At 65.8% G+C, this 12,899-nt stretch carries 12 protein-coding genes; 5 read left to right on the forward strand and 7 right to left on the reverse strand.

What is annotated here, in order from left to right:
* Positions 1 to 3: 3 nt before the first annotated feature.
* From ADAD_RS0102515 to ADAD_RS0102530, 4 genes are all read left to right on the forward strand, one after another.
* A complete protein-coding gene (locus tag ADAD_RS0102515) occupies positions 4 to 1,407 on the forward strand; it encodes an O-antigen ligase family protein (protein ID WP_029139850.1) in 1,404 nt (467 codons plus the stop codon).
* Between the two features lie 83 nt (positions 1,408 to 1,490).
* Positions 1,491 to 2,210 (forward strand): polysaccharide biosynthesis/export family protein, encoded by a 720-nt coding sequence (locus ADAD_RS0102520; protein WP_010408891.1) that lies wholly within the window; start codon positions 1,491 to 1,493, stop codon positions 2,208 to 2,210.
* A gap of 33 nt (positions 2,211 to 2,243) precedes the next feature.
* Positions 2,244 to 4,448, forward strand: a complete 2,205-nt coding sequence (locus tag ADAD_RS0102525; RefSeq protein ID WP_029139851.1) for a GumC family protein — start codon at positions 2,244 to 2,246, stop codon at positions 4,446 to 4,448.
* Positions 4,448 to 5,680, forward strand: a complete 1,233-nt coding sequence (locus tag ADAD_RS0102530) for a hypothetical protein (protein WP_010408897.1) — start codon at positions 4,448 to 4,450, stop codon at positions 5,678 to 5,680. The genes ADAD_RS0102525 and ADAD_RS0102530 overlap by 1 nt, the downstream gene beginning before the upstream one ends.
* A gap of 32 nt (positions 5,681 to 5,712) precedes the next feature.
* Here the strand turns inward: ADAD_RS0102530 and ADAD_RS0102535 are convergent, their stop codons facing one another.
* The gene (locus tag ADAD_RS0102535; RefSeq protein ID WP_010408899.1) at positions 5,713 to 6,153 is read right to left on the reverse strand and encodes a hypothetical protein; all 441 of its coding nucleotides are present in this window, start codon (positions 6,151 to 6,153) and stop codon (positions 5,713 to 5,715) included.
* A 73-nt stretch (positions 6,154 to 6,226) separates the two neighbouring features.
* On the reverse strand, positions 6,227 to 7,489 hold the full coding sequence (gene wecC, locus ADAD_RS0102540; RefSeq protein ID WP_010408902.1) for a UDP-N-acetyl-D-mannosamine dehydrogenase: 1,263 nt from the start codon (positions 7,487 to 7,489) through the stop codon (positions 6,227 to 6,229).
* A gap of 115 nt (positions 7,490 to 7,604) precedes the next feature.
* On the opposite strand from wecC, the gene ADAD_RS0102545 reads away from it, so the two are divergent.
* Positions 7,605 to 8,606: an NAD-dependent epimerase/dehydratase family protein gene (locus tag ADAD_RS0102545; RefSeq protein WP_010408905.1), complete on the forward strand. Its 1,002-nt coding sequence runs from the start codon at positions 7,605 to 7,607 to the stop codon at positions 8,604 to 8,606.
* Here ADAD_RS0102545 and wecB read toward each other — a convergent pair.
* From wecB to ADAD_RS0102570, 5 genes are all read right to left on the reverse strand, one after another.
* On the reverse strand, positions 8,603 to 9,742 hold the full coding sequence (wecB, locus tag ADAD_RS0102550; RefSeq protein ID WP_010408908.1) for a non-hydrolyzing UDP-N-acetylglucosamine 2-epimerase: 1,140 nt from the start codon (positions 9,740 to 9,742) through the stop codon (positions 8,603 to 8,605). The two genes, ADAD_RS0102545 and wecB, sit on opposite strands and share 4 nt — an antisense overlap.
* Before the next feature lie 33 nt (positions 9,743 to 9,775).
* Entirely contained in the window at positions 9,776 to 10,354 is a 579-nt protein-coding gene (locus ADAD_RS0102555) for a hypothetical protein (protein WP_010408910.1), read from the reverse strand.
* 123 nt (positions 10,355 to 10,477) lie between these two features.
* Positions 10,478 to 10,996, reverse strand: coding sequence for a demethoxyubiquinone hydroxylase family protein (locus tag ADAD_RS0102560; RefSeq protein WP_139020320.1), 519 nt, complete (start codon positions 10,994 to 10,996; stop codon positions 10,478 to 10,480).
* The gene (locus tag ADAD_RS0102565) at positions 10,993 to 11,475 is read right to left on the reverse strand and encodes a disulfide bond formation protein B (protein WP_010408918.1); all 483 of its coding nucleotides are present in this window, start codon (positions 11,473 to 11,475) and stop codon (positions 10,993 to 10,995) included. Before ADAD_RS0102565 ends, ADAD_RS0102560 begins: the two co-directional genes overlap by 4 nt.
* Positions 11,476 to 11,491: 16 nt before the next feature.
* Positions 11,492 to 12,829: a S41 family peptidase gene (locus ADAD_RS0102570; protein ID WP_010408920.1), complete on the reverse strand. Its 1,338-nt coding sequence runs from the start codon at positions 12,827 to 12,829 to the stop codon at positions 11,492 to 11,494.
* Positions 12,830 to 12,899 lie beyond the last annotated feature (70 nt).

A 12,899-nucleotide genomic window follows, 5' to 3' on the forward strand; every position in this document is an offset into this window, starting at 1 on the left:
GCGATGGCAAGACGCGAACCGCGAATCGCGCGCCTCAGGGGCGCGTTGGGCGACAATTGGCAACTCGCCACACTCTGCGTGCTGCTGGCCGCAGCCTTCCTGCTGGGCGGCGGATCGCGCGGGGACATTCTTTCGCTCATGATCCTGCGCCCCCTGGCAGTGGTGTGCCTCGGCCTGGGCCTGCTCGGCATGACCCGGCGCGACTGGCGCGCCTTTCGCGTGCCGCTGGCGATCATGGGGGCGATCCTTGCGCTGATCCTGCTCCACCTGATCCCCCTGCCACCCTTCATCTGGACCAATCTTCCGGGCCGCGAGATCGTGGTAAGGGCGAGCGAGCTGGCAGGGCTGGAAGGCATTTGGAGGCCCATCTCGATGGTGCCCTATCGCGGCTGGAATGCCTTTTACGCCATGCTTGTGCCCGCCGCTGCGATGGTACTGGCTGTGCAGGTCCCTCCCCAGCGCCAGAAGATCGTGCTCTACGTGGTGCTTGGGGCCATGGTTCTGGCGGCGTTTCTGGGCATTGCCCAGGCGGGCAGCGGGTACAATCCCGCGACCTACCCCTACCGCCTCAGCAATTTCGGCTCTCCCGTCGGCCTGTTTTCCAACCGCAATCACTTCTCCGCGCTGATGTGCATCGCCATCCCCGCGCTGGCCCTGATCGCAACGCGCGCGCCCGCGTCCAACCGAATGCTCGTCCACGCACTTTGCGCGGGCGGGGTGATGCTGGCGGTGTTCATGATCCTGGCGACCGGATCGCGTGCCGGGCTCGTGCTCTCCGGGGTCGGCTTCCTGACCGCGTGGCTGATCTGGTCGGCGCGGCCGGCCAGGGTGAAGCGTCGGCAGGTGGGCCGGACATGGATCGTCCCCGCAGTTGCGGTGGCCTTCTTCGTCGTCGTTGGGGCGTGCCTCGCCATCATATTCGACCGGGCCGAAGCGCTCGACCGTATTTCGACGAGCAGTGTCGCGGAGGAAAACCGGGTCCAGACCTGGCAGGTGACGGCCGAAAGCCTACCGGATTACATGCCGGTGGGATCGGGCATCGGCTCCTTCAAGGAGCTTTTCCAGATCCACGAGCCTTCCAGCATGCTGGGATTCGCCTACTGGAACCACGCCCATAACGACTGGCTGGAATGGCTGCTGGAAGGGGGTGTTCCGGCGCTTATTCTGATGCTGTTCGCCGTCTGGGCCTTTGCCCGCAGCGCCTTGTATTTATGGCGGCATCGGCGCTCGGACAGCTCCGGCGTCCGGCTGGGCATGTTCGGCGGCGCGGCCATTTTAATCCTTGGTCTTTGGAGCTTCGTGGACTACCCATTGCGGGTTCCCTCGATGGCGTGCCTTGCGGCGATCGCTGCGGTCTGGATGACGGCGCCGAGGGTGAGCAAGCCCTCCTTTGCTCGGAACGGATAGAATGCGTACGGTGAGTGTCGACGAAGGGCTGGCAGCATGTGTTCGGCTCGGTTGGCAGGATTAACAAGGGTCGGGATCGAGACATGCGACTGATTTTGCTCTTGGCTGTTGCCGCGTTCGGCCTGGCCGGCTGCGCGGGCAAGCCCCAGCCGATCGGCGGCGCCCCGGGCCTCCAGGTCATTCAGGGCGAACTCCCGCCCCCCACCCAGGCCGACGTGATCGGGCCCACGGTTTCCTATGGCGTGGGGCCGTTCGATACGCTGACGATCGATGTTTTCGGCATTCCCGAACTCAGCAACCGTGAGGTCAGGGTGGATGCCAACGGGCGCATCGAGTTTCCGCTGGTCGGCACGCTCGACGTCGCGGGGCTCCAGGCGCGGGAGGTTTCCGCCCTGATCGAGAGCCACCTGCGCGGGCAGTTCGTGCGCGATCCCGATGTTACGACGACGGTGGACGACACGGCCACGCGGTCGGTGGTGGTCTATGGAGAGGTCAACCAGCCGGGGGTCTATCCGATCCAGGGCCAGTCTTCCCTGCTCAAGTCGGTCGCAACTGCGCGCGGCCTTACGGACTTCGCCGATTCACAGGATGTGGTGGTGTTCCGCACGGTGAACGGGCAGCGGCTGGCCACGCTCTACAACCTGCAGGCCATCAGCCGCGGCCTTTATTCCGACCCGGCCATCTATCCGAACGACACGGTGGTGGTGGGTGAAAGCCGCTCTCGCCGGATGTTCGACAATCTGGTCGGCGCTGCTGCGCTGATCGCTACTCCCATCACGATCCTGTTGCAGCAAACCCTGTAACGGTCGGCTAGACTTGGCTTTTTTGCGATGAATATGGCGGCATCCCCCTCGGACGAGGGAAGTACCCTGATGGACGATCAGCCCGACCGGCAAGCGCGGATCAGGAACGAAACCCCGTTGATACGCGAATACTGGGCCATCCTCCTGCGCCAGAAATGGGTGGTCGGCGGGATCATCGTGCTTGCACTGCTGGCAGGCCTGGCGATGACGTTGCTGGCCACGCCGCAATACACGGCGAGCTCGCGGATCGAGATCAGCCGGCAGGATCAGCAGATCACCAATGTCGAAGGCGTGGACAAGGGCGACCGCACGTTCGACCAGGAATTCTACGATACGCAGTACGAGCTGCTGCGTACCCGCGCGATTGCGGAGCGGGTAGCCCGCGAACTGCGCCTGGCGAACAACGCCGAATTCTTCGCCGCCCACGGGCTGGAGCCCGATAACACGCCTTTCCTGGCCGATAATGGCGCTGCCCCCACGCGCGAGGATCTTGCCCGCCGCGAGAAGACGGCGGTAGGCCTGCTGCTGGGCAATATCTCGATCAGCCCCGTCTCGCGCTCGGCCCTGGTCGATATCAGCTACACCAGCGGATCGCCCACGATTTCGGCGCAGGTTGCCAACGAATGGGCCCGGCAGTTCATCGCCGAAAGCAACGACCGGCGTTACGAATCCACCGCCGACGCGCGCGAGTTCCTCGAGCGGCGCCTCGCCGAACTGCTGGAAGAGGTGGAGGAATCCGAACGCAAGCTGGTCAACTACGCGAACGAGAACGACATCGTGATCCTCGACCGGGTCGAACAGGACGGCGATACGGTCGGCAGCACATCGCTCGTTTCCCGGAACCTCGACGCGATGAACCAGGCACTGAACGAAGCGACGGCGCAGCGCGTGCGCCTCGAATCGGAAGCCCGGACGGGCGGCGGAGCGGCCACGGTGAACAACTCGGCGCTCAGCAACCTGCGCGCACGCCGGGCAGAGCTGCGCGCACAATATGCCGAGCTGATGGTCCAGTTCGAACCGGGCTATCCCGCGGCGCGCAACCTGCAGGAACAGATTTCCACCCTCAATCAGGCGATCGCGCAGGAAGAGGCGCGCATCCGGGGTGGCGCGGGCGACGATTATCGCGCCGCAGTGGAACGCGAGGAAACGCTTCGCGCGCGGGTGAACGCGCTGACCGGCCAGCTGCGCAATCAGGAGCGCGCGCGCATCCAGTACAACCTCTACCAGAACGAGGTGGATACCAACCGCCAGCTCTACGAGAGCGTGCTTCAGCGCTACCGCGAGATCGGCGTGGCCAGCGTGGGCGCCAGCAACATTTCCATCGTGGACGAGGCGCAGGTGCCCGGTGGCCCGTCCTCGCCCAACCTCCCGCTCAACCTGCTGGTCTCGCTTTTTGCCGGCGTCGCGCTGGCGGGAATTGCGGTGTTCCTGCTGGAACAGCTGGACGAGGGCATTCGCGATCCGGCGGAGATCACGCCGCAGACCGGCCTGCCGCTGCTCGGCGCCATCCCGACGAGCGGGGTGGAGAACGAGGAGATCAGCGAGATCATCCGCGATCCCAAGTCGGATCTGTCCGAAGCCTATCTCACCGTGCGATCCAACCTTGCCATGTCGACCCGGCACGGTGTGCCGAAGTCCTTCATGGTCACCTCGAGCCGCCCGGCGGAAGGCAAGAGTACCACCAGCTACGCGCTGGCCAGCGTGATCGCGCGCACCGGCAAGCGTGTCGCGCTGGTCGATGCTGACATGCGCTCGCCCTCGATCCACACGCTGTTCGATGCGAAGAACGAGGACGGCTTCTCGAACTACCTGACCGGCACCGACGATCTGCGCTCGCTCATCCACGAAACCGACATTCCCAATCTCTGGCTGATGACCGCGGGGCGCACCCCGCCCAGCGCGGCCGAGCTGCTGAGCACCGACCGCGCGGCGGAGATGGTCGCCAAGCTGCTGGAACAGTTCGATCATGTCGTGGTCGACGCGCCGCCGCTGCTCGGCCTCGCGGACGCGCCGCTGATTTCCAGTGCCATAGATGGCGTTGTCTACGTGATCGAAGCGCGCGGCGTGCCCGTTCGCGGAATCAACCTGTCGCTCGAACGTTTGCATGACAGCAACGCCAATCTGCTGGGTGCGGTCATGACCAAGTTCTCGGGCAAGGAAAGCTCGCAATACGGCTATGGCTACGGGTACGGCTATGGCTACGGGCTCAACTACGGACGCGAAGAAAAGCCCGCCTGATGCCCCGCCTGCCGACGCTGAAAGGCGACGCGCGATGGCTCCGAAGCCTGCTGGTCGTCGCCACGCTGCTTCTCGCCTGGACCTCCGTGACCCAGGCCGGAAGCATGATCTTCCAGTGGAACCTTCCGCGTATCGCGCTGTGGTTCGATGCAGAGGACCCGGTCGCCCTCATCCGCGCCGCGAAGGAGGATCTCGCGGTCGGCGGAACGGAAGGCAATCAGGGCGCTGCAGCGATCGATGCGGCAACCCGGTCGATCGCCCGGAACCCGCTCAACAAGGACGCCTTCGGTATTTTCGGCCTTGTGAGCCTGGCCAATACCGATCCCGAAAGGACGTCTCGCCAGATGGCGATGGCAGACCGGCTGTCGCGCCGCGATCTGGGTGCCCAGCTGTTCCTGATAGAGGACGCGGTGCGCCGCAACGACGTGGCAGAGGCGCTGCGCCACTACGATACCGCCATGCGGATCAGCGACTCGGTTCGCCCGTCGCTCTATCCCGTCCTTACCGAAGCCATGCGCGGACCCGCTATCCGCGCGCGCTTCCTGCCCTATATGAACGCGTCGAACCCCTGGCTCGAACCCTTCCTGCGCCATGCGATCGGCAATTCGAGCGATCCCGCCTCCATCGTTTCGCTCGCCGTCGAAGCCGGTGGCTTCCCCGAGGGGCCGCAATTCGCCACCCGCGTCCCCGAACTGCTTTCGGTGCTGGTCGCGCAGGGTGACTACGCTTCCGCGCGTCGCCTGTTCGAAGTGGTGGCCGGCGGCGATCCGGCAATCCTGACCGCAGCGCCCTTCAACGACGAAACCACCGGTATCGCGCTGGCACCCTTCACCTGGCAGCCCTTCCAGGTGGACGGGATCGACTCGATGTTCATTTCGGGCGGGCAGTCGGGGCTGGAGCTGGAATCCCGAATGGATTCCGGATTTACCGGCAGCGTGGTGCGCAAGCTGTTCGCGCTGTCGCCCGGCACTTACGCGGCGGCGATCCCCGTCGCTTCGCGCGGCCATGCCCCAGGCGACGCCGCGATCATGCGCGTGGCCTGCGTCGCGGGCGGGGACGCGCAGATAATCCTGAACGCGCGCGAGGACCTTGCTGAGGAAACGACGCTGCGCGGAGGCTTCGTCGTTCCCGCCGGTTGCCCCTACCAGATGGTGACGGTGCTGGCGGAAACGCAGACCAGGCCGGGAGGCGTCGTGCTCACGCTCGGCTCACCGGCTATCGCGCGCCGCTGAATCCGGCCGGCGCGCGCATGCGCAATCTCAGATCATTCGAGTAACCGCGCACAGGCCAGCGTCTTGCGAGCCTGATCGGCCTTATCGCCCTCGTCGCTCTCTGCGACCTGCGCATCGATATCCTCTGGAACGTCACGGCCCTGCGCCCCTTCGGCCGACCGGGCCCGGCGCGCGAAGGCGCGCGCGCCCGCTTCCAGCGCGCGGACCTCGCGGGAATTGCTGCCCGACGTCAACGGCGCAATCGCAACTGCCGTGACGCGGAAGGCAACCGCGCAGCCGATGGCGCGGTCATATGCACTCGATTCGCTGTCTTCCTCCAGCTGCCCGCCCAGCGAGAGCGCCTGCGCCACTCCGGGCGGATCTTTTTCGGCAGGCCCTGACGCCTGTTCCTCGGTCGTGCCCTGCGAAGCCGAGCAGGCGCCCAGCAGCAGCGGCAGGAGAACGGATGCGGGCAGTAGGCGTCTTGAAATCATGGGGTCATCCGGTGAGGAAAGCGCCGCTTGCCTTAGCTGCGCAGCCCGCACCGGTCCACCACCGGCGATCCGCTCAGCCGGGCGTCTGCCAGATCCCGCGGGTGTCGTAGACCATCGCATCGCGCCGCTCTTCGGCGGGGATGGAGCGGAACAGGTCGTGGTCCACCAGCACGATCAGGATGCCGCATGTCTCCAGCGCGGTGTCGATGTCGACAAGGCTCGCACCCGTATCGCCGAATTCGACCGGCAGTTCCTTGGCGTAAGGCTCGACGATATTGATCCGCTCGCCAAACTTGCGCGCAAGGCGGGCGGCGATGAAGCGCGCCGGGCTCTCGCGGAAATCGTCGATATTGGCCTTGAAGGCCAGGCCGAGGCAGGCGACCTGCGCCTCCGGGCTTTCCTCGATCAGCGCGGTGGCCTGCTCCAGCACATGGTGCATCTTCGCATCGTTCACCTCGCGCGCGGTGCGGATCACGCGTGAATCTTCGGGCGCGCCGTGCACGATGAACCATGGGTCCACCGCGATGCAGTGGCCGCCGACGCCGGGCCCGGGCTGGAGGATGTTCACGCGCGGGTGCCGGTTGGCGAGGCGGATCACCTCCCACACGTCCAGCCCCTGACGGTCGGCAATCATCGACAGCTCGTTGGCAAAGGCGATGTTCACGTCGCGGAAGGCGTTTTCGACCAGCTTGGTCATTTCCGCCGCGCGCGCTTCGGTGGTCACGCATTCGCCGCGCACGAAGCGCTTGTAGAAGGCGAGCGCCTTGCGTGCGCAGCGCGGCGTGATCCCGCCGACCGAGCGGTCGTTATGGACCAGTTCTTCGAGGATACGGCCAGGCAGCACGCGCTCGGGACAATAGGCGATGGCGATATCCGGGGTGGCGGGCGCGATGCCGGGCATGGCCAGATCGCTCCGCTTCTCCGCCAGCCGGTCACGCACGGCGTCGGTCGTGCCCACCGGGCAGGTCGATTCGACGATCACCAGCGCGCCGGGCTTGAGCACGGGAGCGATCGCGTCCGCCGCCGCCATCACGTAGGCCGTATCGGGCTCGTGTGCGCTGTCGCGCTTGAAGGGCGTGGGCACCGCGATCACGTAAACGTCGGCCTCGGGCATCTGCGTGCTGGCCTTCAGCGTCCCGCGCGAGACAACGGCCTGCACCAGACCGTCCAGATCGACTTCCTCGATATGGATATCGCCCCGGTTGACCGTCTCCACAACGGCTTCGGAGGTATCCACGCCGGTCACTTCGCAGCCGCTGCGGGCTATGATGGCGGCGGTCGGCAGGCCAATATAGCCCAGGCCCACCACGGCGACCGTGCATCTGTCATTCGTCATGCGCTTGCCGAAGCCCTTTTCGCGTAAATCATGCGGGACTGGCTTTTGCACGAGTGCGGTAAAATTTATGGTAACGGCCCGCCTGCTAAGGGCCTCGCCCGAAGGGGAGCATTGCGTGGATATACTGGTTACCGGAGCGGCAGGCTTCATCGGTGCGGCCCTGGCCGAAGCGCTGTGCGCGCGCGGCGACCGGGTGATCGGGATCGACAATCTCAACGATTACTACCCCGTCAGCCTCAAGCGGGACCGGGTGGCGCGCGTTACCGGGAAGGCGGGCGATGCCTTCCGCTTTGCCGAATGCGATTTCGCGGACGAGGCAGCGCTGGAACGCGTGCTGGAGGGGGAGAGCTTCACCCGCATCGTGCACCTCGGCGCGCAGGCAGGCGTGCGCTATTCGCTGGAGAACCCGCGTGCCTATGCGCGGTCCAACCTCACCGGCCATCTCAATATTCTGGAGCTGGCGCGCGAACGCAGCGCCGAGCACCTCGTCTATGCCAGCTCAAGCTCCGTCTATGGCGGGAACGAAAAGGTGCCCTTCTCGGTCGAGGACCGGGTCGACCACCCCTATTCGCTCTATGCCGCGACCAAGAAGGCGGACGAGCTGATGAGCGAAAGCTACGCGCATCTGTACCGCCTGCCGCAGACGGGCCTGAGGTTCTTCACCGTGTACGGCCCCTGGGGCCGACCCGACATGATGCCGTGGATATTCACCTCGAAGATCCTCAACGGCGATCCGATTCCGGTGTTCAACCACGGGAAGATGAGCCGCGATTTCACGTTCATCGACGATATCGTGCGCGGCGTGATCGCCTGCCTCGACGCGGCGCCGACAGATGACGGTACCACCAAACCGGGCGGCAGCGTGGCCCCGCATGCGATCTACAATATCGGCAACAACCGGCCCGAAGATCTGATGCGCGTGATCGGGATCATAGAGAGCGCCTGCGGGCGCAAGGCCCAGATCGAGATGATGGGCATGCAGAAGGGCGACGTGCCGCGCACCTTCGCCGATATCGACGCGATTGCGCGTGACCATGGCTTCGCGCCGGAGACCACCGCCGACGAAGGCTTCCCGCGCTTCGTCGACTGGTTCAGGCGCTATCACGGCATGGGCTAGCGCTTCGCCATCAGGTCCGCGATGCGCTGTGACGACTTGCCGTCACCGAAGGGGTTATGCGCCTGCGCCATCGCGGCATAGGCGGCCTCGTCATCCAGCAGGCGGCCCACCTCGCGCACGATGGCGTCGGGATCGGTGCCGACCAGCTTCGCCGTGCCCGCCTCGACGCCTTCGGGCCGCTCGGTCGTCTCGCGCATCACCAGCACCGGCTTGCCCAGCGCGGGCGCCTCTTCCTGCACGCCGCCGCTGTCGGTCAGCATCAGCGTGCTCGCCTGCATCAGCGCGGCGAAATTGGGGTAGTCGAGCGGTTCGAGCAGCGCGACATTGTCCAGCCCCGCAAGCTCTGCCTGCATGATCTCGCGCACGTTCGGGTTGAGGTGAACGGGGAACAGCACCGCGGTATCCTGGCGCGCGGCGATCCGCCGGATCGCCCCCGCAATCGCGCGCATCCCTTCACCGAAGTTCTCGCGCCGGTGGCTGGTCACCCCGATGATGCGCTTGCCGGTGAAGGGCGCGGCGGCGGCGTGCAGATCGGCCGCGAGCGCGGGCTTCTCCCCGATCGCGGCCAGCACCCAGTGGAGCGCATCGACCACCGTGTTGCCGGTGACATGGACCTGGCCCGGATCGACGTTCTCTCGCAGCAGGGCCTCGGCGGAGGTCCTGGTCGGCGCGCAATGCAGCGCAGCCATGGTGCCGATGATCTTGCGGTTCACCTCCTCGGGCCAGGGATGGTGGATATCGCCGCTGCGCAGCCCCGCTTCGACATGGGCGATGGGCACCTTGCGGTAGAACGCAGCGAGCGCGCCGCACATGGCGCTGGCGGTATCGCCCTGCACCACCACCCAGTCCGGCGTTTCGGTATCGAGCGTTTCGCCGATCCCGGTCAGCAGCCGCGCGGTCAGCGCGTCGAGCGTCTGGCCCGGCTGCATCACCGCAAGATCGTGATCGGGCACGATCCGCGCAATGTCGAGCACCTGGTCCAGCATGCCACGATGCTGACCGGTCACGATCACGACGGGTTCGAACCGGGGATCGCCCTTCAGCAGGTGAATCAGCGGGAAGAGCTTGATCGCCTCCGGCCTCGTGCCGAAGACGATCGCGATCTTTTGCGGGGCGGTATCCTGCGCTCGGGCCATGCACCGGCCCTTACGCAAAACGGGGCGCGACGCCTAGTCGTCGCCGCCGATCTCGTCGCTGCTCTCGGGCTCGGGCAGAGGCTCGGCAGCCACTTCGGCCTCGCGCTCGCGCTCCAGCCGCTCGTTATATTCGCGCTCGATCATCTCGACACGCTCCTGCTCGGCAGCGGCATCCTCGTCGATCATGGAAAGGCGTTCCGCGCGCGCTTCGGCAATCAGCTGGCCGAACCGCACGGCCGAGCCGCCCTCGCGCGCTTCGTAGGCCGCGTCGATCATCTTCTGGGTGCAGCCGGTAAAGCCCGCAGCGCCCGTGGGCGAGCAGCTCATCGCGCCGAAATCGCCGATGAAACGGAGGGCTTCGACGCGCTGCGCCCAGGCCGTGTTCTCCGGATCGTCGCTGTAACGAAGCGGGGTCGGGATGCGGTAGCGTTCCGCCTCGACCACGATCTGGCAGACCACGATCTCGTTATCGGCGGTCTTCTCGGGGCAGTCGTCCTCGTCATAGGCGATGACCATGTTGACCCGGTCCCCCCCTTCGCTCTGCGCGAGGGCGGGCGCACCCATTCCAAGCGCGAGCAGGACGGCGGCGGTGGCGGTCGGGAAAATCTTCATGGCAGGCCCCTGCGGCTATTCGAACAAAAACTGGTATCTGCGCCTAGCATAAGCGGCGCAAATGGCTGAACCATGACTGAAGCGGTCGGCCTTGCAGGCCGGTTCGCTTCAATCGGGATGCGATCAGACGCGCTCGCTGATGCGGATCGCGGCGCGACAGCCCAGCCGGATCGCGGCGGACAGCAGCGGGTAACCGGGCGTTTCCTCGGCCCCGGCGGCGATGGCGGCATCGTGATGCTCGCGCTCTTCCTCGCGGAATTTCTCGATCATGCCCTGGAGTTCGGGCTCCTCGTCGGCTTCCTGCAAGGCGTCGAGCTGTCTGGAATAGTGGTTGTCGATCTCGGTCTCCACCGCCGCAGTGCAGGCCATCGCGGCCTTCGGACCGATCAGCGCGGTCGCCGCGCCCAGCGCGTAGCCTGCCACGTTCCAGAAGGGATGCAGCGCAGTCGGGCGCACGCCGCGCTCGGCCATCAGCGCGTTGAACGCATCGTGATGCTCGTCCTCCTGCCGGGCCATCGCCGCGATCTCGCCCGAATGCGGTGCGCGGTCGCCCATCACGGCAAGCTGACCGGCATAGATGCGGGTCGCGCCGAACTCGCCCGCCTGGTCGACCCGGATCATGCGTTCGATATGGTCTTTCATGGCGTCTTCCATTTGCGTGTCAGCAGCGCGAGCGCGCAGACGCCCGAGGCCATCGAGATGATGAAATTATATCCTGCCAGCGAAACGCCCAACAGCGTCCATGGTGCCTGATCGCACCGGATCAGCGGCGTATCGAGGATCGCGTCCATGGCGCTGACGCCCTCGCTGGCCGAAAGGGTCGAAGCACAGCCGGTGATCCCCTCCCACCAGTCGTATTCCACGCCCGCGTGAAAGCCGCCGATCAGCCCCGAAGCGATGATCGCCAGCGCGGCGAAGGCGATCCACAGGCGCTGCGGGGGCGCGATGAAGGCCAGCACGGCGAAGCCGAGCGCGACGAAATGCGGCCAGCGCTGCCACCAGCACATTTCGCACGGAAAAAGGCCGAAGGCGTACTGGCTGACATAGGCCCCGCCCAGCAGGAAAGCGGGCGCGAGGAGGACGATCCAGCGCGCGAGGCGCGAATGCGGCGAGTCGAGCATGCCCCGGAAAAACGCCCTACTTGCGCAGCGCGACCGAGCTGGCGGTCGTGCGCCGCAGGGTCTTGATCGCGTAGTCGAGCTGGAAATCCTCGATCCCCTGCTCCTTCAGTTCGGCCGCCGTCTGCGAGAAGCGCGGGTCTGCCTTCAGGTCGCGTTCCAGATCGTCGTCCTGCAACTGTGCTTCGTTGATGAGGTGACCGCGCAGGTCGCTCTCGCGCAGCTGATACTTCATCCGCCGCTCCAGATCGGGGTCGGAAATCTGCGGCACGCGGATATCGGGCTTGATCCCGCCTTCCTGCACTGAATGCCCGTCGGGCGTGTAATAGCGCGCGGTGGTCAGCTTCAGCGCTGCGTTGCTGCCCAGCTTCACCAGCGACTGGACGCTGCCCTTGCCGAAGCTGCGCTCGCCCATCACCAGCGCGCGGCGGTGATCCTGCAGGGCGCCCGCCACGATTTCGCTGGCCGAGGCAGAGCCCGCATCGATCAGCACGATCAGCGGCACGTCGGCGGCGATCTGGCCGCGATACATCGTCTCGGCATTATAGGTGATCGATTCGCCGCGGGCCCGCCCGCGCTGCGAGACGATCCGCCCGTCGTCGAGGAACAGGTCGGACAGGGCCACTGCCTCGTCCAGCGAACCGCCCGGGTTGGACCGCAGATCGAGCACCAGGCCGTTGATCCGGCCGCTCGCCTCGGTCTGGATTTCGCCCCAGGCGGCAAACACGTCCGCGCCGACATCGCGCGAGAATTCGTTCACCGTGATGACGCCGATATTACCATCGGACAGCGAATGGGTGACCGGCTCCAGCTCGATCACACCGCGCGTCACGCTGGTTTCGATCGGCTCTTCGCTGCCGGGGCGGAAAATCGTGAGGTTGATCGAGGTGCCCGCGGGCCCGCGCATCTGCTCCACGGCTTCGTCCAGATCGCCGCCGTAGATCAGCTTGCCGTTGAGGTGTGTGATGAAATCGCCGGCCTTGATGCCCGCCTTTTCCGCCGGGCTGCCGCGGAACGGGCTGACCACCTTCACCGCGCCGTCTTCCATCACGACCGACAGGCCGAGGCCGGAATAGTTGCCGTCGATCATGGTTTCGAGCCGCTGCAGATCGGACCCGTCGAGATAGGCGGAGTGCGGATCGAGGCTGGCCAGCATGCCGTCGATCGCGCCGCGAATCAGCTTTTCGTCGTCGACCGGATCGACATAGCTCGCCTTCACCTGCTGGTAGGTGGCGAAAAGCTTGGCGAATTCGGGCGACACACGGCTGTCCACCTGGGCCATCCCGGCGGTCGCGATCGGAACCAGGGCGAGCGCCGAGACGAGGGCGAGGGAACGGGCGACGACGGGGAGTTTCATAAGTTCAGGCCTTCGAGACTTTCGGCTGTTATGTATAGCGCGCAAGCGATTAACACCAGATGCACTCCGA

The organism is Citromicrobium sp. JLT1363 (assembly GCF_000186705.1).
Lineage (GTDB): Bacteria > Pseudomonadota > Alphaproteobacteria > Sphingomonadales > Sphingomonadaceae > Alteriqipengyuania.